Raw genomic sequence first — 23640 nt, forward strand, 5'->3', positions numbered from 1 at the left:
CCACGCTGGCCAGATCATGCGCACACGCGAGATCCGGGCCCGTTACGACCGCGACTCGATCACCGTCTACCAGGCGTACGCACCGGAGATCGGCGTTCCGGCGGCCAAGGCCGGCACGTTCGTCCCGCCGTTCTCCCGCAACCGTATGACCTGGATCAAACCGTCGTTCCTGTGGCTCATGGCCCGCAGCGACTGGGGGCGCAGACCCGGCCAGGAGACGATCCTCGCCGTCCGGATCAGCCGGACCGGCTGGGAGGAGGCGCTGGGGCTGGCCGTCCCGACCGATCCGGACCGCCGCGTCTTCCGGAGTTCCGAGGAGTGGCGCCGCCGGTTCGCGGAGGCGGTCGTGCACGTCCAATGGGACCCTGAACGCTCACTCGACGGCCGGAAACTCGAAACGCGCAGCATCCAGATAGGCCTCAGCCGCCACATCGTCGACCGCTATGTCGACGACTGGGTCCTCGGCATCGACGACCTCACCCCGCTGGTCCGCAGGATCAACGGACTCCGCAAGGCCGGGCGGCTTCCGCAAGCCCGAGCCCTGCTCCCCACGGAACGCCTCTATCCCCTCACACCTGCCTTGGCCGACCGCCTAGCCGCGTCCCAGCAGCCGACGTCCCCACCTCGCGCATAAGCCAAGCCGCGACAGCCCCCGGGCCGGCAGCCAAGACCGGGCAACGTTCAACGGTGCACCGGCCGAAGCGCCTCAATGCCAACGCCCAAGACATGCCGGCCAGCGGCAGGCGCTCCGCGTCACCGCGTGCGATAAGCCTCCAGGCGGTCGGCCAGTTCCCCAGGCCGGCTCAGCGCGACACAGTGCCCCCCAGGCATCTCGTCCACGCTGATGCCGAGCCGTTCGCCGACCACCCGCCGCTGGAACTCCAGGGGAAACAGGCGGTCGTCGCGTGCTTGCAGGAACACGGTCGGAGTGCTGGGCCACTTGTGGAGTGGCCATGGCTCCGCGAACGGGGTGGACGACTGCGCGGACTCCTGCGACAACGCCATGGCCGTCACGTCGTCCGGGACATCGTGGAAGAAGCACTCCTCGACGTCGAACTCCGCGGACGGCGTCCGTCCCTCTCGGACCGCCTGGTCGGACATCGCCTTCGCCTGCCCGGTGTTCCGCCACCAATCACCACCCGTCTCGCCCGGCGACGGGACCATGGCGTTGAGCAGCACCAGCAGGTCGACCGGTAGCCGCTCGCAGACGAGCGGTGCTGTGAGGCCGCCCATCGACTGCGCCACCAGGATGACGTCCTTCCGGTCCCCGATCGCCTCCACGACCGTGTCGGCGTACTCAGAAAGGCCCGCGGCGTCATCCCCGGCCGGAAGCTCGACCGCGATGGCATCGTGCCCTCGCGCGCGCAGCTCCGGCACCAGGCGGTGCCAGAACCAGGCCTGTCCGCCCGCGCCCGGGATGAGTGTGTACGTCGCCATGTTCATCGACCTCCGTAGTGCGGCGGCAGCGACACTAGCGAGCCACACCGACATTCCCTTCCCGCGAAGTCCTGATCGGACGCCCGAATGCGGAGACCGCCCCGGCGCGTCGCTCGCTTCGAACGTGTGTTCGTATTAGCTTGTCGTCTCGTGCTGATCGATGAACCGGTCTCGGCCGAGACCACGCCCACGGGCCGCCCCTGCCACATCACCGGCCCCCGAGGCCGCTACGACGTGCGCCGTGTCCTCGAAGAATGGCAGGCCCCGGGCCAGGCGAGGTTCTACCGCCTCCAGGTGGCGACCCCGGACGGCCCCGCCATCGCCGAGGTCATCGCCCCACACAAGCCCGGCCCCTGGACTCTCCACCAGGTATGGCCCTAACCGACGAACCCCAGCACGCCGCCCGACACCCCTCCGCACAAGCACCACCCCAAGGCGCGACCAGCGCCATCCGAGATCGCGCTTGCCGCCAAGGACAGTCCGCGGCAGTTCAGCGCAATAACCCAATCCCTCTCAGCCGTCAGGTCAGAACTAGGTAAACGTGCGTATACCGTCTGCTCCTCGTCGGCCCTCAACCTGGCCACTTCGACTCGGACTTCGAGTGCCGGGCGGCGGGGCCGGCCGGGGGGCAGGGGCGCGGGCAGACCAGGCCGCGAACGGCCGTGGCATCGGCCGTCGCCACGCCGACAGGTGCTGCCTCTGCTGGCCTCGCGCTGCCGTGATCGACAGATCTTGGTCGACCTTCTTGTACGAACCGGGCCTTGGCGCGGCGAGCGCAGGAGGCGAGGATCGGCGCCATGGACCTGCTGGAGACTCTGGTCGGCAAGGGATTGCGCCGTGAGCCGCTGTCCCGGGCCGAGGCGCACGCGGTGCTGGAAACCCCCGATGACGAGCTGCTCGACGTGGTGGCCGCCGCCGGCAAGGTACGCCGGCACTGGTTCGGGCGCCGGGTCAAGCTGAACTACCTGGTCAACCTGAAGTCGGGGCTCTGCCCTGAGGACTGCTCGTACTGCTCGCAGCGGCTGGGGTCGAAGGCGGGGGTCCTCACCTACACCTGGCTGAAGCCCGACGAGGCGGCCGCGGCTGCGGAAGCGGGCGTGGCCGGCGGCGCCAAGCGCGTGTGCCTGGTGGCCAGCGGTCGCGGCCCGACCGACCGGGACGTCGAGCGGGTCGCCGGCATCATCTCGGCGATCAAGGAACGCGACGAGGAGGTGGAGATCTGCGCCTGTCTCGGACTGCTGTCCGGCACGCAGGCGGGGCGGCTGCAGGAGGCCGGCGTCGACGCCTACAGCCACAATCTGAACACCGCCGAAGCCGCGTACGCGGACATCTGCACCACGCACGAGTTCGGCGACCGGGTCGACACCGTGCGGCAGAGTAAGGCGGCAGGCCTGTCGGCCTGCTCGGGGCTGATCGCCGGCATGGGGGAGAGCGACGCGGACCTGGTGGACGTGGTGTTCGCGCTGCGTGACCTGGACGTGGACTCGGTCCCGGTGAACTTCCTGATCCCGTTCGAGGGGACCCCGATGGCCGGGAAGTGGGCCCTCACCCCGCAGCGCTGCCTGCGGATACTGGCGATGGTGCGTTTCGTCTGCCCGGACGTGGAGGTGCGTCTCGCCGGCGGGCGGGAGATCCATCTGCGGACGCTTCAGCCCCTCGCTCTGCACGTGGTCAATTCGATCTTCCTGGGCGACTACCTGACCAGCGAGGGGCAGGCAGGCAAGGCCGACCTCGACATGATCGCCGACGCGGGCTTCGAGGTCGAGGACACGGCCACCACCACGCTGCCCGAACACCGGAGGCGGCCGCAGACCTTCACGTCCGATGACGAACCCGACGGAGGACACGGCCACGGCGACGGCGCCGCCCACCTCCCACGAACTCCCCAGCCTCCCCGAGCCGACCTGGTGACGGTACGCCGCCGCGGAGCCGGGACCACTCTTCCCCCCAACGCCTGACCCTGTCCGTCCTCGGCGACACCTTGCCTCCCGCCCCGCCCCGCCGCGTCCACCGGCGTGCCCCGGCGCGTCCACCGGCGTTGCTGGGCGGTCCTGATTGCGCGGAGGTCAGCGGGGGAGGCGAAGGACCAGGCGAGCGGAGAAGCCTCCTCGTTCCGCCGCTTTGGCGGCGCGTTGCTCCTCCAGTTGCTCGGGTGAGAGGCCGTGGAGGGCGGCGAGGGCGTGGAGTACCTCCAGAAGGTCGGAGAGCTCCGCGGGATCGTCGGTCGCGATGTACTCGCCGGCCTCCTCGTAGAGCTTGTTGCGAAGCAGCGCCCCTTGCTCCCCAGGGGCCGCGGTCCGTGTCTCCGGGGAACCGCCCGCGTCCCGGATGATTTCGGGGATCCGGTCGCGGACGAGTTTCTCGGATCGGCGTCCGTCCCCGGTCCGGTGCACGGTCCCGCCGTGGCGCCGGTCCAGGGACTGGACCCACTTGAGGGCGACCGCCGCCGTCTGGATCAGTTCGTTGCGGAGGCTTAGCGGATCGGATTCGGCCAGCGCCTCGTAGAACTCCTCGGTGAGAATGTGACGCCATGTCAGCTCGCCGCGTGACCATGCCGCGGCGCACTCCTGTTTCGCCTCTTCGGCGCGAGCGGTGAAACCCGGGCCGGTCCCGTCAGGGAACTCCTGGACGCCCCACTTCCGGTCTTGGGCTTCGCGTTCTGCCGCCACATCCGCCAGTGCCCTCGCGAGCGATCCCGGTGCCTGCTCGGTCTCCATGCTCGACGACGTTAGCCACTCGGATGGCCGGCCATGGCGTGGTCCGGTTCGCAGCTGAGCAGTTCGTGCAGGATGGGTGGGAGTTCGTCCCACAGCCATTCGTTCAGCGTGCCCGGAAAGTCCGCGGGCGGGCGTACTGCCAGGCGGCGAGGTGTCACCTCGATGAGGCGGACGGCGAGAGGGCCGTCGTCCCACATGGGGTCGCGGTTGCCCCAGTACGCGGAGAAGTCGGAGCTCGTGAGCAGCAACTCCGCGGGCAGGGCGTGCTCTCCCGGATGTCTGCCGAGTGGCAGCAGCCGTTGGGCGGCGGTGCGCAGGACGTTGAGCGCGGCCAGGTCGTGCGGGCAGGCGACGCTGGTGATCTGCAATTCGGGCAGGCCGAACCGGCACAGCCCCCGGGTCGTGAGGTGGACGCAGGAGCAGCCGTCGATGTCGTCCTCGTCGGCGGTGCAGTGGCCGGAGTTCCGGTAGGGCGGCAGGGCGGCGCCGAGCCAGTCGTCGGCGAGGGCGAACTCGTCGAACCTCCCGAAGGGAACGACGGGCAGGACCTGCCTCGAGACGGGGTCCACCAGGACGCCGCAGACGGATTCGGCGACCGCCTTCGCCGCGGCGCGCGCGAGGTGAGGCCCTAACGGCAGATCACCGGCCGGCAGGACCGATGTGACGCCGATGTGCTGCGTTGCTTGGCGGAGCCTCTCGGTGTCGTCGGCGTCTTGGCCGGTGATGCCGGAGAGGCCCCACGGCGAGTTCGCGGCGGGGTGGCAGGCGAGCGCGAGCCGGGGAGAGCCGAGCCTCTCCGAGATCGCCGCGGCGAAGGAGCCCGAGAATCTCTGAAGAATCGCCGCCGACAGGTCGCCGGGGTCCCTGTCGGTCGCGACGACGAAATCGGCGGTGGTCTCTTCGGGGACCGTGATGGTGACGCGCATTGCAGCCTCCTCGTGGCCGGTGGACCGGCGTGCGAGGTCCAGCCTCGGGGAGGCCGCCGGGCGGGCCGAGGCGAACGGGATTCTGTGGATAAAGGGCGGCCGAGCTCCGGCGTGGAAGGCTGGGGGAATGGACGCGATACGCCGGCTCGGAGTCGGGCTCGCCGCGCTGGGGCGGCCGGCCTACATCAATGTGGGAAGCGCCGGGGAACTGCCGCCCGGACGGAGCGTGGAGGCGATGCGCGAGGCGACCTGGAGCGTCCTCGACTCTGCGTATGCGGCAGGCGTTCGGTGGGTGGACGCTGCGCGTTCCTACGGCAGGGCAGAAGAGTTCCTTGGCGGCTGGCTGGCGGCACGTGCCCCCGAAGGGGTCCGTGTGTCGAGCAAGTGGGGCTATGCCTACGTGGCCGAGTGGAAGACCGACGCGAAGGTCCACGAGGTCAAGGAGCACAGCCTCGCCCGTTTCAAGACCCAGTATGAGGAGACGCGCAACCTTCTGGGCGTGCACCTGGCGGTCTATCAGGTGCATTCACTCACCGACGAGAGTCCGCTGTTTCAGGACCTCCGCCTACAGGAGGCTCTAGCTCAGTTGGCCGGTGAGGGTGTTCGCGTTGGGTTCTCTACGTCGGGGCCACGGCAGGCGGACACGATCAGACATGCCATGGGGTTGGAGGTGGCCGGTCAGAGACTGTTCAGCACAGTCCAGTCGACGTGGAATGTCCTGGAGACCTCAGCTGGGGACGCGCTACGCGAGGCCCACGAGGACGGACTGCATGTCCTTCTCAAGGAAGTCCTGGCCAACGGCAGGCTCGCTGTCCGGCCGCCCTCGGAGGTGCAAGACCTCGCGTCCAAGCACCATGCGGGTCCGGACGCTGTGGCTCTGGCGGCGGCGCTCAGCAGGCCTTGGGCCGACACCGTCCTCATCGGTGCGGTGAGCCCTCCCCAGTTGCAGGCCAACCTCGCGGCGACGGAGGTGCGACTCGATGAAGGCGACCTGGAGGAACTGGCGGGGCTGAACGTCCCGGCGGAACGCTACTGGGCCGAACGGAGCGCGCTTTCCTGGACGTGAGCGGTCGGAAGAACCCGCGTGCCGTGGCACGATTTGAGCACGCCCCACCATGATCGGATAGCCGTGTCCCCGCAGCCCGAACCTCCCCAGATGATCGGCCCGTACCGCGTGGTCGCGCGGCTCGGTTCCGGTGGCATGGGAGAGGTGTTCCTCGGGGCGTCGCCCTCCAGGCGGCTGGTCGCCGTGAAGGTCATCAGGTCGGAGCTGCTTGACGACCCCAGGTGGAGGGAGCGGTTCCGCCGCGAGGTCACCTCGGCTCGCTCCGTGAGCGGCTTCTACACGGCACCCGTCGTCGACGCCGACCCGGACGCGCCGCAGCCGTGGCTGGCGACGCAGTACATCCGCGGGGTGAGTCTCTCGGCGGTGGTCCAGGAGAATGGGCCGCTCCAGGAGCAGACGGCCTGCCGGCTAGGAGCCGGATTGGCGGAGGCACTGATAGCGATCCATGGGGTGGGGATCGTCCATCGCGACCTGAAGCCGTCCAACGTGCTGCTCGCCTCGGACGGTCCGCGGGTCATCGACTTCGGCATCGCCCGGCCCCTGGACGCGCTGCCGCTCTCGCGCACGGAGATTCTGGGGACCCCCGCGTACATGTCACCGGAACAGGCTCTCGGCGATCCCGTCCATCCGGAAAGCGACGTGTTCTCCCTCGGTTCGACGCTCGTCTACGCGGCGACCGGTGCGGCGCCGTTCGGTGGCGGGCGCAAGGTCCGCGGACGGATCGTCTACGGCGAACCCGACCTCGCACTCCTGCCGGCTCCCATGCTGGGGCTCGTCACGCGCTGCCTGGAAAAGGACCCGGGCGAACGTCCGACACCCGAGCAGATCCTTGTCGCCCTGAGCACGTTGCTGGATGCGCACTACGGCGAGGAGTGGCCTCCCATGGACGTCGAGCAATTGATCGATGTCCGGGAACGGACACTGGTCGAGTTGACGGCGGAGCAGCCGACACTGCGAGAGCCGCACCAAGAGGGTGTGCAGGGGCCGATATGACCGGTTGGCCATGCGGAACGGGCTGAGATTCTTCTCACTTTCCCCGGCCTCGCCGGCGCGGTACGGAGCGGCCGCCGTGGCATCCGCTTCCGTTGCGCGAGATCATGAGAAGCTCCCCTGCCGACCGGCCGGGGAGAGACCGGTGGGGAGGGCGAAATTCTGGTCGATCGCTGCTGACCGTCCAGCTTTCTGCCCAGGTAAGCCGGACCAGGCGCTTCGGGTCGAATCGTCCTGTTTTCGTAGACGGGGGAAACGGATCGGGTCGCCGCGTCCGCGCGTACCGGTGGAGCGGGCATGACGAGTGAGAACGGCTCGCGCGCCCGCGCGACCGGTGGGTCCGCCGTCAACGGAGACGGCCCGGATCAGCCCCTGTGATCACGTGGATACGATGAAACCGGAACGTCTACGCAGGTGTGGACGCAGTTGGGAGTGAGCGAGTATGTCGGATTTCGAGCTCGACCACGCGGGCGGCCGCATGCCTCTGGAGGTCAGCGAGGCGACCGAGGGCCCCTCGGGGCTGGTCGTCGGCAGCCTCCTCAAGGAGACGGGCCATGTCACGCTCGATCCGGGTTTCACCAACACGGCCTCCACCACGTCGGCCATCACCTACATCGACGGTGAGGCGGGGATCCTGCGCTACCGGGGCTACCCCATCGAGGAGCTGGCGGAGAAATCGTCCTTCCTCGAAGTCGCCTACCTGCTGATCTACGGCGAGCTGCCGTCCGCCGACGAGCTGAGCTCGTTCACCGACAGCGTGCGCCACCACACGCTGCTGGACGAGAAGTTCCGCGCGTTCTTCTCCGCCTTCCCGCGCCGCGCGCACCCCATGGCCGTGCTGTCGTCCGCGGTCAGCGCCCTGTCGACGTTCTACCAGGACAGCCTCGACCCGTTCGACCCGGAGCAGGTCGACCGGTCGAGCATCCGGCTCATCGCGAAGCTCCCGACCATCGCGGCCTACGCCTACAAGACGTCCAACGGCCAGCCGCTGCTCTACCCGGACAACTCGCTCGGGTACGTGGAGAACTTCCTGCGCATGATGTTCGGCCTGCCCACGCAGCCGTACGAGATCGACCCGGAGATCGCGCGCGTGCTGGACATGCTGTTCGTCCTGCACGCCGACCACGAACAGAACTGCTCCACCTCCACGGTGCGGCTGGTGGGCTCCAGCCAGGCGAACCTGTTCTCCTCGGTCTCCGCGGGCGTCGACGCTCTGTTCGGCCCGCTGCACGGTGGCGCCAACCAGGCCGTCCTGGAGATGCTGGAGCGGATCCACAACAACGGCGACGACATCGACTCGTTCGTTGAGCGCGTCAAGAAGAAGGAGCCCGGCGTCAAGCTCATGGGCTTCGGGCACCGCGTCTACCGCAACTACGACCCGCGCGCCGCCGTCGTGAAGAAGGCGACGGGCAAGGTCCTGGACGCCCTCGGCAAGTCCGACCCGCTGCTGGACCTGGCCATGCGCCTCGAAGAGGTCGCCCTCAGCGACGACTACTTCATCGAGCGCAAGCTGTACCCGAACGTGGACTTCTACACCGGCGTCATCTACAAGGCGATGGGGTTCCCGACGAACGCCTTCACGGTCCTGTTCGCCCTGGGCCGGCTCCCCGGCTGGATCGCCCAGTGGCGCGAGATGATGAACGATCCGTCCACAAAGATCGGGCGTCCGCGCCAGGTTTACGTGGGCCCGGGCGAGCGCCACTTCGTAGAGCTTTCCGCGCGCTAGCGGCGGTTTCCGGGGCGCGGCCCCGGGACGGCGGGCACGCGTGTGCGGCGGGCGGGGTCTCCACCCCGCCCGCCGCATGATCATCTTTGGGGAGGCCGCGGGGTTAGCCTGTGGGCGACGACTCCCCAGCGGAAGGCGCTCCCACCCATGCCCTCCATCGCCGCGAGCAGCCTCGTCAGCCTGGACTTCTGGTCGAAGCCGCAGGACGAACGCGACCAGTTGTTCGCCTCACTGCGGGCAGCGGAAGGGCCGCTGTTCTGCCCCGTACCGGACGAGCCGGGGTTCTACGCGATCGCCCGCTACGAGGAGGTCGCCGAGGCCAGCCGGAACCCCCAGGTGTTCAGTTCGCAGCCCACCGCGGTCAGCCTGGTCGACCCGCCTCCTCAGGTGGCCCCCTACAGCGGGTCCATGATCAGCATCGACGATCCGCGGCACGCGCGGCTGCGCCGGATCGTCTCCCGCTCGTTCACGCCGCGCCTCGTCCAGCGTGTCGCGGGGGACGTCGCCGTCCTGGCCCGGCACATCGTGGACGGACTGGCCGAGCGCGGCCCGTGCGACTTCGTCGAGCACGTCGCCATGCCGATGCCCCTGCAGATCATCTGCTCGATGATGGGCATCCCGGAATCCGCGTACGACGACGTCATCGACGCCACGAACGTCATCATCGCCATCGGCGACCCCGACTACGTCAGCCCTGACGGAGCCGACAGGGCGGCGGTCCTCACCGAGAAGTTCTCCTTCCTGCACGCGCTCATGGCCGACCTCGGCCGACTGCGCCGGGAGAACCCCGCCGACGACCTTGTCACCGCGCTGACACGTGCGAACGTCGACGGGGAGGCCCTCGACGACCTCGACCTGGGCCGCTTCTTCTCGCTGCTGGTCGTGGCGGGGAACGAGACGACGCGCAACGCGCTGTCGCACGCCCTGACCCTGCTCACCGACAACCCTGGGCAGCGGGACGTCCTCCTGGGGAACCTGGACGTCCGGCTCCCGGCCGCCGTCGAGGAGATCGTCCGCTACTCCACTCCGGTGACGTGGATGCGCCGGACGCTGACCCGCGACCACGAACTGGGCGGCCACGTCTACCGCGCCGGCGACCGGGTGATCCTCTACTACAACTCGGCGAACAGGGACGAGAGCGTCTTCAAGGACCCGCACGCGTTCGACGTCGCGCGATCGCCCAACCCGCACTTCGGTTTCGGGGCCCCCGGACCGCACTTCTGCCTCGGCGCGCACCTGGCCCGTCGCGAGATCACGGTCCTGCTCCGCGAGTTGTACACGCGACTGCCGACGTTGCACGCCACCGCGCCGCCCGTCCGTCAGAGGGCGAGCTTCATCAACGGGATCAAGTCCCTGCCCTGCGCGTTCTGACGCCATCGGCGGGCGTCGGCCTGCCATAGGTCCCGTCTGCCCCGAAGCCTCGGTTATCCACAGAACCGTGTTCTAGCCGCCGTGGCGGCATCCGTGCCTGAGGCTGAGTCGCGTCCACACCAACGCGACAAGAAAGGCCCGGCCATGCCTGAGATGACGCGCGCCGATCACGGTGCCAACCAGCTCGCCGCACTTCTCGGTCTCGCACGTTGGCAGTTGCGCCTCGGCCTGGAGCACGGGCTGCTCCCGAAACCCGACCTGGCGGGTGACCGGTGGTCCGCAGCGCTCGCCGAGGGGGCCCGCGGCCGGGGCGAGGGGGTCGTCGCCCGGTTCGGCGACGAGCCCCCTGTCGGCTCGGCGAGGGCCGCCGCCCGGCTGGCGTCCCGGGTGGGCCTCGACGTCGAGCGCGGGGACGTCGAGGTTCTGGTGGCCCAGGGCGACCTCGACGTCATCAGCACCTTCCGCGGATTTCCCGTCTACCTGCTCCGCGACCTGGACCGGCTCGATTCCGACTCCGTGCGCCGAGTGGTCGCCGCCAGGAAGGGCCCGCTGACCGACACCGTCGACGCCGGCGGCGCGGCGACCATCCTCGGTTGGCACCGCAAGACCTTCGACCGGATCGCGGGCGAACGCGGCCTGGAGACCGACAGGCTCGGCCGCTTCGCACTCTCCGATGTCCGGGCACTGAGCGCGGACGAGCAGCTGGCCCGTCAGGTGGGGGAGGAGCGGCGGAACCTGGCCCTTGCTCGAACACGCCGGTCCGAGACCCGCGCCGAAGACGTGATCCGCGCCTGGATCCTGCGGTGCTCCGCCTTCCTGGACGGCGATGCCGACCAGCCTCCGGACACCGCCCCTTTGGGGCGAGCGCTGAGAAGCCTCACGACGATCAGAGCCGATATGGCGAAACAGGTAAACCCCATGCCCTAGGGCCCGACCAGAGGCTCCGCCGCAGCAGAGGGCGCCCGGACGGGTCGAGGGCAAAGCTATGGCGGCTCGGAAGCGTCGCTCGGTGTGTCCGCCCTCGAAAGTCGCAGCCGAGAAGATTGACGTGCGATGTAGAAGTCTGTCTAACCGCGTCGGGAGGTCGATCGGCGGCGGGTCGATGGCTTCTGGGTGTCCTTCTGCTGGGCCAGAAACCTCAGGAGGCGGTCACGGGCTTCCATGCGGGACATCGCCGGAAGGCGGGAAGGGAAGTTGGACGCCACGGCGGGAGGCGCCTCGACCAGCCCCTCGTCGTCGATCGTGGCCTGGTCGCCCGTCCAGTGGCCGAGCAGGACCGCGAACACGGCGTCCGGGTGGTGGGTGAGGAGTGCCGCGATCCGCTCAGCCTCCTGGGTGCAGTCGGCCACCAGCAAGAGGCGGCGCCCCTCGGTGACGCCGCCCTTCTCGCGGATGGCGAGTTCGGTCTCCAGGTAGGCGAGCGCCGCGTCGAGGTTCCCGGGGATGAAGAGCCCGGCCGTGTTGTCGTCGAGGAGCTCATCCTCGGCCAGCCCGAAGAGGGTGATGGCGTCGGGCCGCGGAACCACGACCAGCGAGTCGTCACCGTGCACGTCGAGCGCGGTCAGCGCCAGTACCCGCGCGGTGGACGTTGCGCCCGGGCCCGTCAGGCCCGCGGTCGGCGTGGCGAACGGGTTGAGCGCAGGGCGGTAGACGAATCGCACGGCCTCGGGGCCCTGGGCGCTGGGCGCGGGAACGGGGGACAGCCCGGCGGTGGCGGCGGTGTAGATGCGATGCCGGAACGGATAGCACATCGCCGCTGCGACGGGGAGCAGCAGGCCAAAGAGCAGTACCGGTTGCAGCGAGGAAGGACGTGAATCGACCTCGTCGGCCTGTTCGCGCGCTTGTACTGGGGCGGAGGTCGTGGATGTGCGTGTGGGGGTGCTCTGGGAAGGGGTTGGAAGTGGTGGCGCGCTTCTCGGACGGGGCGGCGGAGCTGGACGGGGGGTGGTGTTCTCGCGCGGGTGCGGCGATAGCACCGTGTGTTCCTTCTTGGGTTTCCGGTCGTTCCGGTCGCCCCAGCGAGGAAGATCTCGGCCGTGTCCCGAACGTCTCCGAGACCTCTCGTGCATCGCCACCCATGCCTCCTTGCACTTGTGCGCGGCGTACCGGTCGCCGACGGCGTGGCGGCAGACGGGCGGGACGGGTCTGCGCGGCTCCGGCCCGGTCCCGGCGGCCGCGTCGGACGGAGCCGCCGCACCGATACTGATGGCGCCGGCCATGGCGGTACACCCCAGGAACCCGCAGGTGCAGCGGAGCCATTCGCCGAAGGCGACGGCGAGTCTGGGATTTGCCAGGAAACGGTTCATCTTCGCCCCGGGGGATCGCGTCGGTCACCGTGTGAATGCCGATCGTAGCCACTTTGGCTACGGAGCGTTGAACAATGCCCACAGTCGGCTCCCGTGATCAGGGCGAGTCGGTGCCGCGACGCCGGTGACTGATATGTAAGGCATGTCCCGGATCATCCTGGAATATCGCTCAGCGGCCTCGTCAGGCCGTGCGCTGGGTTGTCAAAGTGCTGAATTCCCGTGAATCCAAAGGGATGTGCGAGGAGGGGGATCGGTGATAGGACATCCCCAAGCTCCGAAACCCGCGTGATCAGTACGGGATCGGACTCTCTGAGGAGCCCCCGAAGTGGCACGCTCGGGTGACGAGGTGGTCCCAAAACTGTCACTCGCTGTCACTGAGGTCAACGGCCAAACTCTCCGAGTTGCCCCACCTTCCTGACCCGCCCAGGAACGCCAAGAGCCTGCCCCTCAGAGAAAGACGGAGCCGCGCGAATTCGATCGCTCGCCAGGCTGAACCGGCGGCCCGGGCAACCTTCACCGTGATCGACTCGGCGCCGCACTTTGTTCGCTTTCCCACCACAGCCCCCACCAGACCGCCGATGGCGCGCCGGCCCCCACACCCAGCCGACCACACGCGCACAGCGCCGGCACCCGCGCAAGCGCAGCGAGCAGGGCCGAGGGGCGGAGGCCACCGAACGGCACGTCTTTGATCCCGCCTCTGGCGGACGCGGACGCGCTCACGGCGTAACAGGGGCACCGTGCCGCCCCGTGCCGTGCCGCCCCGTGCCGTGCCGCCCCGTGCCGCGGTTAGGCGGCTGTGGGGAGGGGGCGGGGTGTGGGGGTTTCCTGGGTGTCGTGCAGGCCGAGGGGGAGGGTGTCGCCCCAGAGCCAGTCGTTGATCGTGCCTTCGAAGTGGGCGGGCGGGCCTACGGCGATGAGGCGGGAGGTCATGGGGGAGAGGTGGACTTGGAAGGGCGACGGTGGGGTCAGGGGGACGCGGCGGGTGGTGCCCCAGAAGTCGTTGAAGTCGCCTTGGGTCAGGTCGAGGACATCGGGGATCGTGCGGTCGCGGACGGCCGGGCCGGTCGCCAGCCAGGACCAGTGGTCGGTCAGGAGGCGGCGGGCGGTGGCGCGCAGGACGTTGAGGGCGGTGAGGTCGTGCGGGCAGGCCACGTCGGTGATCTGGAGTTCGGGTAGGCCGAAGCGGCGCAGGCCGCGGGTGCGCAGCCGGAGGCAGGCGCAGCCGTTGACGCCCTCTGGGTCGACGCCGGGGTCGACGGCGGTGCAGCGGCCGTTGGCGCGGAACGGCGGCAGGACGTCGCCCAGCCACCGGTCGGCCAGGACGAAGCGCGTCCTCTCCCGGGCGGACGGCGTCAGGACGTGGCCCGTGACCAGATCGGCGACTATCCCTCCGGTGGCTTCGGCGATGGCGTACGCGGTGGCGCGGGCGACCTGGACCGCTCGGGGCTGGTCGGTGATCGGGGCGAACGCGGTGATGACGGCGAACTGCTCGGCGTCGTTGAAGGCGCGTGCGAGCTGCCTGTCCTCGGGGCGGGCAGCTTTGATCTGCCCCGGGTCCCAGCGGAGGCGGGCGAGATCTTCGCGGGCGACCTGGAGCTGACGTGTGCCCAGGCGCCCCGCGATGTGGGCGAGGTAGGGGCCGTCGCCGGTTTTCAGAAGCTCGACGGGGGCGTCCGGGATGGTGGTGGCGGCCACGGCGAACCGTGACGTGGTGGTGGACGGGACTTGGAACGTGATCGTGGCCATGAGGCTCCTCCTCGCTTTTCGGGATGCGCCCAGCTTGCGTGGCCGTCCGGGCGGGCGGCAGTAGAACCGGGTTCTGTGGATAACCCGACCGTCTGGGGCGGCTGGGAGAGGGGTGTCCGGCGTGTGCGGTGAAGCGGACCGGCCCCGTGGGGGAGGCGAGGTTCCGGTCTTGGGGCCACCGGAGCGGGTGATCCGGTGGATCGGCCGGGAGGTGGGGGTCACAGACACGTCTGTCTAGCTTCGACACGCCGTTCGCCAGGGAAAAGACCAGCTTCGGCCGAATTCGCGGTGATTCGGGCGGCATCGACGGCGCAATCGGGGGGAATGTGTACGTTGGGGAGATCAACACTGCTGTGAGCTGCGGGGACGGGCCCCGCCGCCCAGCCTCGGAATCAGGAGGTCCCCGTGGCTCGAACACTGTCGAGGGGCACCCGTGTCACCGGTGCCGAACGCACCAGGCTCGCCGCCGAACTCGCTCCGCGGTACGCGGCGGGCGAGAGCATCCGCGACCTGGCCGCCGAGACCGGCCGGTCGTACGGGTTCATCTACAACGTCCTGAAGGAGGCGGGAGTGCCGCTGCGCGGCCGGGGCGGCAACACCCGGCGCAAGAAGGACTGACCCGCTCCCGAGCCCAGCGAGACAAGGAAGAAGCGAGCACATGGCCGGACGTCCCCCTCGCCCCCCGGGGGGACCCCGCGCGCTACGGACCGCGGAACGCCACGGCGACCTCGAGGCGCCCGTTCAGGCTGGCGAGGTCGGCGGCCGCCCGCCCGGCCACCCAGCCCTCATAGTTGGACACCGAGCCCGCCCGGCCCTTGGCGAGGTCGGGGAACATCGTGTCGACGGCATGATCGACGGCCTGGTCGCGCGCCGCCAGGACGGGAAGCAGATCCTTCCCGCCGGCGCCCGCGGCCGCCCTGTCCGCCGCCCCCCGCAGCCGCTCCCCGATGCGGACGGCGTAGGCGTTGAGGAACGCGTGGCGGAACGAACGCGTCCGTGACCGTCCCCGCGCGTCGCGTCTGGGCCCCGCGTGCACCATGGCGGACGTCGCCTGGACCAGCAGGGACGTGAACAAGATCTCCACCGCGGCCAGGTCGGCCGGGAACCCCAGGACGGTGGAGAACCCCAGCTCCCGATGCCAGATCGCGCGGCAGTGGTTGGCCTCGGCCACCACCGTCAGCAGGACCGCCTTCGGCGCCTCGTAAGGACTGTCCACCGCGATACGGCGCCCGTCCGGGCCGCTCATGTCACCTGTCTCCGCGGCGAGCAGGGCGTGGTCGATGCTGTGCCGCGCCATCAGCTCCTGGGCGCGCGCGCTGAGCGCCTCCGCCTCCTCGGGGAACTCGGTCGACTCGGCCTTTGCCAGAAGGGCCCGGACCCGTCCCAGAATGCGCTGATCAGCCTCCGCTCGCCCGTCGCCGCCGACACTGGACTCCCTGGGTGACCCACTCTCCGTTTCAGGCCGGGACGTCCTCGTGGAACCCCGGGCATCGGACGCGCCTGGGCCGGAACGGCTCTTGCTGGAGGCCCCTTCGCCAGGCTTACCGGTACCAGGGGGCGGGGTGATGGAAGGAAGCTTGGGGAGGGCCTCCAGGAGATGGATGAGTTCGACGGCGCAGGTGACGTAAGTCGCGCGTTCGGTGCCTTCGCGGCGGCACCAGTGGGACGGCTGGGAGCCGTCCGGCCACCACACGTCGGCCCGGATGGCGGCCAGCCGTTCGCGCCAGCGATCGTCGACCGCGCCGGGGGAGTAGGTGCGCGCCTCATCGGCGATCGCGTCGGTGGCCAGGCGTGCGTGGCGGGCCGTGTACCGGCGGGTCGCGAAGCGCACCAGGTCGGCCGGTTGCCAGCCGCGCTGCCAGGCGGACGTGATTCCGTGCCGCAGCCGGTCGGTGAGGCAGCGGTCGACGGCGACCGTCCGGCCGGGGGTGTCGCGATCGCCGGCCAGCTCGGCCACGAGCCGCCGGAACGCGGCGCGGTCACCGCGAGCGAGCGATCGCACCGCCTCGTCCGCGGCGAGGGCGGCCGAGGCGTCGAACGCCCGGCCGCGCCGCCCGGTCTTCCGCACCGCCACTCCCGCCGTCCGCCGTCGTCCGGGGACGATCCTCTCATCCGGCGGTGACGAGGCTCGCCGCCGCGCCGGGAGAAGCGAAGGCCCCGGCGAGCCGCTCCGGCCGCGCGACGGGCGAACTCGTCCGAATTAAGTTCGGTTTCAGTCGGCGACCGCGGCGGACCGGACGTGGACAACGAGAGGATGGACCGCCGCCACATGCGGACATGACACTACGAGCGTGGACAACTTCGAATAGTGATCAATCCGATATCTTGATTGATTGAAAGATCCACGAGAGAGGCGCAAGCTGTCCCCGACGTCTGGAATGCCCCGCCCGTTCCTTCCGACCGACCGCCGACAGGACACGACTGATGTTCGAGATCTGGGAGACGAGTGAGCCCGCGCGGCTCATCAGTGACGCGGGGAGCCTGAAGGTCGCACTGGAGAAGGTCGACACCATGTGCCGGCTCAGGCATGACCAGGCCGCGGCGCACCTGAGCGAGACCGGAGAGGGCTACCACTTCGAGATCAGGGACCACGAGGGCAAGGCACTGGCGCGGCTGAGCTACGTCCCGGACACCTCCCGCGCTTACCAGAGCGTCGTGGTCGAGGAGATGCGCGGGCAGGACGGCGCGGGCTAGCAGCGGTCTCTCCGACGGCCCCCGGCATCGTCCGGGGGCCGTCGCATGCGCGGCCGGAGACGCTTCATCAGTCCTCGACGGTGACGACCGTTTCCTTGGCGTCCGGCTCCATGAAGCGCAGCATCGCTTCGCCCTCGGTGCTCAGCTCCTTGACGGCCGTCCGGGGGAGAGCCTCGAACGGGCGCATCCGGAGCGTGGCGACCTTGCGTTTGTACTCGGTCTCCCAGATGCCGCGCGCGAACCCGTCCCAAAGGAAGACGGCGCGGACACGCAGGTTCTTGGTCGTGAGCATGGGGCGGTGCTCGTCGGCGATGATGCGCCTGCGGTCGGCGTGTGCGAGGACGAGGCTGTCGAACTCGGGCAAGAACCGCGCGGGGGCGGGGCCGTCCTCCCCAGGGCGTGGCGCATCCGGTAGGTCGAACAGTTCTCGGCCCTTGTCGTCGGTGAAGGTGCGCAGGCTTGGGCGAAGGCGTTCCAGAGCCTCACCGGTCGAAGACAGGCCGGACCACGTCTGAGCGTCCGCGGCGGACGCCGGCCCGTAGGCGGCGAGGTAGCGCAACATCAACTCGTCGACGGCGTTCTCGGCGTTCGGTCCCGACCCCAGCCACGTGTCGGCCAGAGCGAAGCGCGACGTGCGCGCGAAGCCCCACCTGTCCTCGGTGGGCACCATGACCAGCGGTACGCACAGTCGGACGGCGTAGCCGAGAGCACGGTCATTGACGTCGGGGAACTGCTGCTGGAGTAGCGCGCGTATCTCGTTGAACGTCAGCGGTCCCGTCTCCAGGAGAGAACGTGCGGCGGGGACCACCTTCTCCAGATCGAGTCCCTTGGCGCGGTCACCCAGCACACGCAGACCACCGTCCAGCATCGGTTGCATCGCCGTGCGGAACGCCGTGTAGTCCGCGCTCGTCACCAGGTGCAGCGTGGCGCGCATCATGGTGGCGCGGACCAGCGATCGATCGTGCAAGGCGGAGCCCAGGTCGGATGCCTGGAACCCTTCGAGACGGGTCCACAACCCCAGGAACGGCGGCTTAGGTTCCTGGGCCTGCATCCCGCACAGCCTTCCCACCGCTTCGGAAACGGGGATCGCTTCCCGTGCGAGCAGCATCTGCCGTGCCAGGGTGGCCCGATTGAGGGCCCGAACGCTCAGGGTTTCTGTCATCCGTCCAGGATGCCGTGACCGCGTCCCGCGTGGAGAGCTCCGGCCAAGCGACAACACGGGGAGGCGAGCCGGACGGGGTCGCTCACTGCGGCGGGCCGGCCGGCGCGCGGTGTGATTGAGATCTCCGTCCCTGAATCTTCTCCATGAGCCGGGGTGCGCCTGCGTGGCGAGGAGAGCACGCACCGTGCAGGACGCCCTGCGGGCCTCCGGTGGAGTAGCGGGCCGACCGCGCGGATCGGTGCTGGTCAAGCCACTGCCGACGCCCGGCGGGGACGTGATCGCGTGATCGATAACGATCGACCGACCCGGGAGTTACGGCGTGATTTTTCTTGAAATGCACGTGCATCAGCTCTTGCACCTGCACGCCATCCCTAGCAGGATTGCCCCGGACCCCCGCACGTGAACTCCCCGGAGATCGCGATGACCGCACACTTGAACGACAGTGACCGACAGGCGCTGCGGCTTGCCCAGGATCTCCGCGAGGAGATGCGGGCGGCTCTGCCGCACTCGCCTGCCCCGCCCTCGGTATCCCCCTTCGTCGATCAGGGCGGGATGCCGAGCGTCCTGCTGAGGATGGACGCCGAGACGGCCCGCGCCCTCATGGCCGTGCTGGCCGAGCGTCGCGGCGCGGCGGCGGAGCAGCGCCGGGCGGACGGCTCGCACGTCCCGCCGCCCGTTCCGCCGCCAGCGGCCCAGGCCGTTCCGGCGGCGCAAGGGCCCGTGGTGGCGGCCCTGCCCTACGGTGAGCCCGCCTATGGGCAGGCCCCGTATGCGGAAGCCCCCTATGTGGAAGGCCCGTATGCGGAGGCCCCGTACGCGGAGTCGCCGTACGCGGGGGCTCCCTATGCGGGGGCTCCTTACGCGGAGTCGCCGTACGCGGAGTCGCCCTACGTTCCGCCGCAGCCGAGCCCCGCCGTGTTCACCGGCGGTACCGGCCCGACGCCCCTCGTGCCCTCGGTCTACCCGACGCACTGACCGGCTGACGACGACGTCCCCCGCGCGGCGCACGGCCGTGCGGGTACGCGGCTGCACCGTGCCGGTGTGCTGCGCTGTGCGGCCCGATCATGCGGGTCGCCCTCCCTCTTGCGTTCACGCTTACGCTGTGACGGTTCCAGCGTGTGCGTGTGCCGCCACCCGGTGCCAGCGCCATGCGCCCCAGGGCTGTTCCCGTGCCCGCGCCCGAGAGGGCAGGCGGGCCGGAACGGGAGCCGAGCCCATCGAAGTAAAGATCTTTCTTGGTGCGGGTACGGCACCCGGCGACTGGCCCTCAGCCCCGACGGGAAAGGCGCTCCGCCCCAGTTCGGGGTAAAAAGATCTACCTTGTCAAAGGTAAAGAAATCCCCCGTTTGGCGAAAGCACGGTAATGCCGTATATAGTCATCCCCAGGTCAGGGTCAAAGAACCGTTGACCTGGCCAATCGCATAACCGCCGCTTCCCGCCCGCCAGGCGGGATCACTTTCGCCGAACGCAGCCGTACCATGCAGCGGCCGCGCACCGTGCTGGGCCCGTGAGCCCCCGGTCGGCATCCTTCCCGCTTCACCCGAGCCTGTGTCACCACGCACGTCCGAGACCGGTCGTGCGCGGCTGAACGCGGGTGCGGTCCACCATGCCCGTGGACCGTTCCAAAGCGGGTCGCTCCCGCGGCGGCATCTCCCGAGTGTCGAGTCTCGGAGCCGTTCACCCCTGCCCGGAAACAGGCGCGTGACCTGCGTGTCCTTCCGTGCGGAACGGCAGCCCTGTACCCCGAACGAAGGATCCCCATGCAGCAGCGAGCGATCAACGTCATCTTGACCGGCGTCACCGGCACCGCCCTCGCGGGCATGATGGTGGCCGGTGTCGCCGCCGCGAGCGATGACTCCGCTCCCAAGAAGCAGTTCCTGCCGCAGCAGGCCGTGGCCGCGCAGGAGCACAAGTCCCCCGAGCGGCTCGCCGACAAGGGCGCGCTGGGCGGGTTCACCGCGCCGAAGGCCACCGCGAAGAGCGAGGCCGACGCCAAGGCCGACTCCAAGGCTCAGCCCAAGAAGGCCGCCAAGCCCGTGAAGAAGGGCCCGAAGGCCCTGCTCAGCGGCAAGACGACCGCGTCCTACTTCTGGGACGACGGGTCCGGAGTGAACGGCGACACCGGCGCCCCCGCCGGTGGCAAGCCGATGCAGAAGGGCCTGTTCGCCAGCCCGAGCTGGCCCATGCACACCAAGGTCAAGGTGACCTACAAGGGCCGCAGCATCACCGGCTTCGTCGGCGACCGCGGGCCGGGCGAGCCGTCCCACCGGGGCGTGATGCTCGACCTCGACACCTACACCTTCCGGTACCTGCTGGACGGCAAGAAGCCGCAGAGCAAGTACAACGCCGGCTCCGGCGAGGGCCACCTGAAGGGCGTCAAGTGGGAGGTCCTGTCCTGGGGCTCCGGTGCCGGGAAGAAGGGCATGCCCAGGCCTTTCGGCTCATGACATGAGGCCGGCGGACCATTCGTGAAACGGCTCACAGCGCGAATGTGAGCCCACTCACGCCTGGTTCGCAGGGCCTCTCCCAGACCCCGGCGCAGGGCTGCCGGTGCATGGAAAACGGGGATTCCCCGGTATCGAAAGATCACCGGGGAATCCCCATTTTCAGCGTGCCCGCGTTCCCTCTCGCCGGCTTCCACGCCAGCACCCGCCGCGAGGACGGGCGCCACGGCGGAGACCCCGGCCTCCGCTTCCTTCCGATGACCCTCTAGGAGGCCAGGAGGGGGATGACGGGGGCGAACGCCTCCATCGCCGCGTCCGGGACCTGGTAGTAGGTGAAGCCGAAGCGGTCGCGGCGGGCCAGCATCTGGTCGGCGACGTGCTCGGGAGGCCCCACGAACTGGGACGGCATGCCGAGGACGAGCTCGGTCGACGAGGTGCCCCAGCCGCGCGTCACCGCGACCTTCGCGGCGGCGCGGAGGGGGTCGGGACCGAACGTGGGCGTCACCATCATGCTCAGCTCCACGTCCCGGTTCCCGGCGGCCTCGCGGACCCAGTCGACCTTGCGGGCGATGGTGTCGGGGAGGCGCTCGGACACTTCGTCCGAGATCGTGCCCTCGGGCAGGGCGCGGGGGAGGATCCCGACGGTGTCGGCGTACCGCCCGGCGATGCCGAGCATGCGCCGGCTTCCCGCGCCGACGACGAGCGGCGGGCGCCGCTCCGGGCGGGGGAAGACCGTCAGGCCGTCGATCGCGTAGTGCTCGCCGGTGAACGAGGTCTTCTCGCCGCCCAGCAGGCCGCGCAGGATCTGCAGCGACTCCGCCAGCCGCCCGACCCGCGCGCCGGGCCGGTCGAACGGCATCCCGGCGGCCTCGTACTCCTCGCGCAGCCAGCCCGCGCCGAGGCCCAGCTCGAACCGCCCGCCCGACAGGTGGTCGAGGGTCGCGGCCTCCTTGGCGAGCATGACCGGGTGCCGGAAGTCGTTGGACAGCACCATCGTGCCCAGCCGCAGCGCGCTCGTCGCGGACGCGGCGGACGCCAGCGCCAGCATGGGGGCGAGCTGGTCGCCGAACGGCTCGGCGACGAAGTGGTCCCGCAAGGTCAGGACGTCGTATCCCAGCTCTTCGGCGCGGCGGGCCGTGGCGGCGAGTTCCGCGCCCGAGCGGATCGACTCGCCCACCACGCCGAAGCGAAAGTTCCTGTGCATCTCCCCAGCGTGCCCCGTGGCAGGACCGCGGGGCTGGCAGGAATGCGACATGAGGTGTCGACCGGCGGAACGAGGCGAGCGGCTCGGTCGCCGTCCGTGCGGCGTAAGGGCGTCACCGACTGCCCCGTTCGCGCCGGTCACTTCCAGGCTGCGACGCGCGGCGCGGATTTTCAAGCAGCGGGCCGCCTACCCGCCGACACGCTGGGACAGGACCCGTCCCGGCCAGTCGCCCACGGTGAAGGCGGCGTCCGTCTCGAAACCGTTGCTCCGGTAGTACTCCACCAGCCGCCCGTCGTCGCCGGCGTAGCAGTCGACGCGCAGCAGGCCCACGCCCGTCGCCCCGGCCTCGTCCCTCGCCTTGGCGATCAGCGCGCCGCCCACCCCGTGCCCGCTGAACGCGCGGTCGGTGACCAGGAGGGTGATGTACAGCTCCGGCTCGCCGGCCGGCTCGACGTAGTGCGGGGGCCCGGTCGCGACCGCCATGACGCCCGCGGGCCGCCCGCCGACCCGCGCCACCCAGATCTCGTCGTCGCGGGCGATGCCCGAGACGCGCTCGACGCGGCGCGGATCCCTCGACCACGGCTCGCTGCCCCACTGCCCCGTGCGGCCGTTGGCGGCGAGCCACGCGACCGCCCCGTCCAGCATCGCCAGCATCATCGGCGCGTCGCCGGGCCCGCCCTTGCGGATCTCCATCGCACCTCCTCGTGAGGGAGATCCTGGCAGTTCCCGGTCACCGGGGCGAGGGCTCAGGAGCCGATGAAGCCGTGCGCGCGGGTGAAGAGGCCGAGGGTGATCGAGTGGAGGAGGTCGCCGGTCTCCCTGGGGGCCTTGCCCGCGAACGCGCGGGCGTGCGTGCCCTCCAGGACGATGCCGAGCTTGAAGCACGCCAGGACCGCGTACCAGGTGATGGACGCCAGGTCGCGCCCGTCGACGGCGTCCGCGCGCTCGGCGTAGACCTCGACCAGCTCCTCGGCGGTGGGAAGGCCGCCCGCGGCGCCGAGCGGTCCGGCCAGGGCGGCGCTCTGGTCGGCGCGGTCGGGCCAGGTGGCCAGCAGCCAGCCGAGGTCGAGCAGCGGGTCGCCGATCGTGCACATCTCCCAGTCGACGATCGCGGCGACCTGCGGGCCGTCGAAGGAGTACATCAGGTTGGCCAGGTGGTAGTCGCCGTGCATGATCCCCGGGCGCCACGCCTTGGGACGGCGCTCCTCCAGCCACCGCGCGACGTCACCGAGGCCGGGGATGTCCGGTCCGGGATAGCCGTCCAGCGTGCTGTAGGAGTCGAGCTCGGACATCCAGCGGCCCACCTGGCGCTCCAGGAAGCCCTCGGGCTTGCCGAAGTCGCCGAGACCGGCCGCCTCGTGGTCCACGGCACCCAGCGCGGAGAGCGCCCTCGCCGCGTTCAGGCCCATCTCGCGCCGGACGGACGCGTCACGCGCGTGCAGCTCGGGCAGCGTGACCGACGCGTTGAAGCCGTCCACCGGGGTCATCAGGTAGAAGACGGCGCCGCCCATGACGGTCTCGTCGGGGCAGGCCGCGATGAGGCGCGGCGCGGGGACGTCGGTCCCGTCGAGCGCCCCCAGCACGCGGGCCTCGCGCCGCAGGACCTCGTTCGTCCTCGCGCGCAGGTGGCCCGGGCCGCGCCTGAGCACGTAGTCGCGGCCGCCGCGCCGGAACCGGACCAGCGTGTTCTGGGTGCCGCCCGCCAGCCGCTCGACGTCCTCGAACGGGCCGCCCGGCAGGCCGCGGCCTTCCATCCACCCGGCCAGGACGTCGAAGTCCACGAGGGCGCGGTCGATCTGCTCAGGCTGCACGGCGGTCCCTTTCCGTCGCTCGATGTACCGGAGAGTAACA

At 70.1% G+C, this 23640-nt stretch carries 22 protein-coding genes; 12 read left to right on the forward strand and 10 right to left on the reverse strand.

Annotated features, from left to right (window positions below):
* Positions 1–16: 16 nt before the first annotated feature.
* Positions 17–634, forward strand: coding sequence for a DUF4291 domain-containing protein (locus BKA00_RS06055; protein ID WP_185023972.1), 618 nt, complete (start codon positions 17–19; stop codon positions 632–634).
* Between the two features lie 119 nt (positions 635–753).
* On the opposite strand, the gene BKA00_RS06060 is transcribed toward BKA00_RS06055, so the two are convergent.
* Positions 754–1437 carry an alpha/beta fold hydrolase gene (locus tag BKA00_RS06060; protein WP_185023973.1) on the reverse strand — a complete coding sequence of 228 codons (684 nt, stop codon included), beginning with the start codon at positions 1435–1437 and terminating at the stop codon, positions 754–756.
* 150 nt (positions 1438–1587) lie between these two features.
* Here BKA00_RS06060 and BKA00_RS06065 point away from each other — a divergent pair, with 150 nt between their 5' ends.
* Entirely contained in the window at positions 1588–1818 is a 231-nt protein-coding gene (locus BKA00_RS06065; RefSeq protein ID WP_185023974.1) for a hypothetical protein, read from the forward strand.
* A 416-nt stretch (positions 1819–2234) separates the two neighbouring features.
* Positions 2235–3395, forward strand: a complete 1161-nt coding sequence (gene bioB / locus BKA00_RS06070) for a biotin synthase BioB (protein WP_185023975.1) — start codon at positions 2235–2237, stop codon at positions 3393–3395.
* A 108-nt stretch (positions 3396–3503) separates the two neighbouring features.
* Here the strand turns inward: bioB and BKA00_RS38655 are convergent, their stop codons facing one another.
* Positions 3504–4154, reverse strand: a complete 651-nt coding sequence (locus tag BKA00_RS38655; RefSeq protein ID WP_230299278.1) for a nucleoside triphosphate pyrophosphohydrolase — start codon at positions 4152–4154, stop codon at positions 3504–3506.
* An 11-nt stretch (positions 4155–4165) separates the two neighbouring features.
* Positions 4166–5080: a hypothetical protein gene (locus tag BKA00_RS06080; RefSeq protein ID WP_185023976.1), complete on the reverse strand. Its 915-nt coding sequence runs from the start codon at positions 5078–5080 to the stop codon at positions 4166–4168.
* A 127-nt stretch (positions 5081–5207) separates the two neighbouring features.
* Between BKA00_RS06080 and BKA00_RS06085 the strand changes: the two genes are divergently transcribed.
* The 5 genes from BKA00_RS06085 (at position 5208) to BKA00_RS06105 (ending at position 11160) form a co-directional block, all read left to right on the forward strand.
* Positions 5208–6146, forward strand: coding sequence for an aldo/keto reductase (locus tag BKA00_RS06085; RefSeq protein ID WP_185023977.1), 939 nt, complete (start codon positions 5208–5210; stop codon positions 6144–6146).
* Between the two features lie 90 nt (positions 6147–6236).
* Positions 6237–7139, forward strand: coding sequence for a serine/threonine-protein kinase (locus BKA00_RS06090; RefSeq protein ID WP_185023978.1), 903 nt, complete (start codon positions 6237–6239; stop codon positions 7137–7139).
* Between the two features lie 439 nt (positions 7140–7578).
* Positions 7579–8862, forward strand: a complete 1284-nt coding sequence (locus BKA00_RS06095) for a citrate synthase (protein WP_185023979.1) — start codon at positions 7579–7581, stop codon at positions 8860–8862.
* Between the two features lie 147 nt (positions 8863–9009).
* A complete protein-coding gene (locus BKA00_RS06100; protein ID WP_185023980.1) occupies positions 9010–10233 on the forward strand; it encodes a cytochrome P450 in 1224 nt (407 codons plus the stop codon).
* A gap of 81 nt (positions 10234–10314) precedes the next feature.
* Positions 10315–11160 (forward strand): hypothetical protein, encoded by an 846-nt coding sequence (locus BKA00_RS06105; RefSeq protein ID WP_185023981.1) that lies wholly within the window; start codon positions 10315–10317, stop codon positions 11158–11160.
* A 140-nt stretch (positions 11161–11300) separates the two neighbouring features.
* Here the strand turns inward: BKA00_RS06105 and BKA00_RS06110 are convergent, their stop codons facing one another.
* Together BKA00_RS06110 and BKA00_RS06115 are read right to left on the reverse strand one after the other, a co-directional pair.
* Positions 11301–11984, reverse strand: coding sequence for a hypothetical protein (locus BKA00_RS06110; protein ID WP_185023982.1), 684 nt, complete (start codon positions 11982–11984; stop codon positions 11301–11303).
* A 1341-nt stretch (positions 11985–13325) separates the two neighbouring features.
* Entirely contained in the window at positions 13326–14285 is a 960-nt protein-coding gene (locus BKA00_RS06115) for a hypothetical protein (protein ID WP_185023983.1), read from the reverse strand.
* Positions 14286–14690: 405 nt separating this feature from the next.
* Here BKA00_RS06115 and BKA00_RS06120 point away from each other — a divergent pair, with 405 nt between their 5' ends.
* Positions 14691–14903 carry a helix-turn-helix domain-containing protein gene (locus tag BKA00_RS06120; RefSeq protein ID WP_021594883.1) on the forward strand — a complete coding sequence of 71 codons (213 nt, stop codon included), beginning with the start codon at positions 14691–14693 and terminating at the stop codon, positions 14901–14903.
* A gap of 82 nt (positions 14904–14985) precedes the next feature.
* Here BKA00_RS06120 and BKA00_RS06125 read toward each other — a convergent pair whose 3' ends face one another.
* Positions 14986–16353, reverse strand: a complete 1368-nt coding sequence (locus BKA00_RS06125; RefSeq protein ID WP_230299279.1) for a DUF2786 domain-containing protein — start codon at positions 16351–16353, stop codon at positions 14986–14988.
* A 356-nt stretch (positions 16354–16709) separates the two neighbouring features.
* On the opposite strand from BKA00_RS06125, the gene BKA00_RS06130 reads away from it, so the two are divergent.
* Positions 16710–16979: a hypothetical protein gene (locus tag BKA00_RS06130; protein WP_185023984.1), complete on the forward strand. Its 270-nt coding sequence runs from the start codon at positions 16710–16712 to the stop codon at positions 16977–16979.
* Between the two features lie 67 nt (positions 16980–17046).
* On the opposite strand, the gene BKA00_RS06135 is transcribed toward BKA00_RS06130, so the two are convergent.
* A complete protein-coding gene (locus tag BKA00_RS06135) occupies positions 17047–18141 on the reverse strand; it encodes a winged helix DNA-binding domain-containing protein (protein ID WP_185023985.1) in 1095 nt (364 codons plus the stop codon).
* A gap of 420 nt (positions 18142–18561) precedes the next feature.
* On the opposite strand from BKA00_RS06135, the gene BKA00_RS06140 reads away from it, so the two are divergent.
* Positions 18562–19116 (forward strand): hypothetical protein, encoded by a 555-nt coding sequence (locus BKA00_RS06140; RefSeq protein ID WP_185023986.1) that lies wholly within the window; start codon positions 18562–18564, stop codon positions 19114–19116.
* A gap of 785 nt (positions 19117–19901) precedes the next feature.
* Positions 19902–20588, forward strand: coding sequence for an RlpA-like double-psi beta-barrel domain-containing protein (locus BKA00_RS06145; protein ID WP_185023987.1), 687 nt, complete (start codon positions 19902–19904; stop codon positions 20586–20588).
* Positions 20589–20850: 262 nt separating this feature from the next.
* On the opposite strand, the gene BKA00_RS06150 is transcribed toward BKA00_RS06145, so the two are convergent.
* From BKA00_RS06150 to BKA00_RS06160, 3 genes are all read right to left on the reverse strand, one after another.
* The gene (locus BKA00_RS06150; protein WP_185023988.1) at positions 20851–21789 is read right to left on the reverse strand and encodes a TIGR03621 family F420-dependent LLM class oxidoreductase; all 939 of its coding nucleotides are present in this window, start codon (positions 21787–21789) and stop codon (positions 20851–20853) included.
* A gap of 186 nt (positions 21790–21975) precedes the next feature.
* A complete protein-coding gene (locus BKA00_RS06155; protein ID WP_185023989.1) occupies positions 21976–22482 on the reverse strand; it encodes a GNAT family N-acetyltransferase in 507 nt (168 codons plus the stop codon).
* A gap of 53 nt (positions 22483–22535) precedes the next feature.
* Positions 22536–23600, reverse strand: a complete 1065-nt coding sequence (locus BKA00_RS06160) for a phosphotransferase family protein (RefSeq protein ID WP_338072100.1) — start codon at positions 23598–23600, stop codon at positions 22536–22538.
* Positions 23601–23640: the final 40 nt, after the last annotated feature.

Origin of the sequence: Actinomadura coerulea, from assembly GCF_014208105.1 — a bacterium.
In the GTDB taxonomy this organism is placed as follows: Bacteria; Actinomycetota; Actinomycetes; order Streptosporangiales; family Streptosporangiaceae; genus Spirillospora; species Spirillospora coerulea.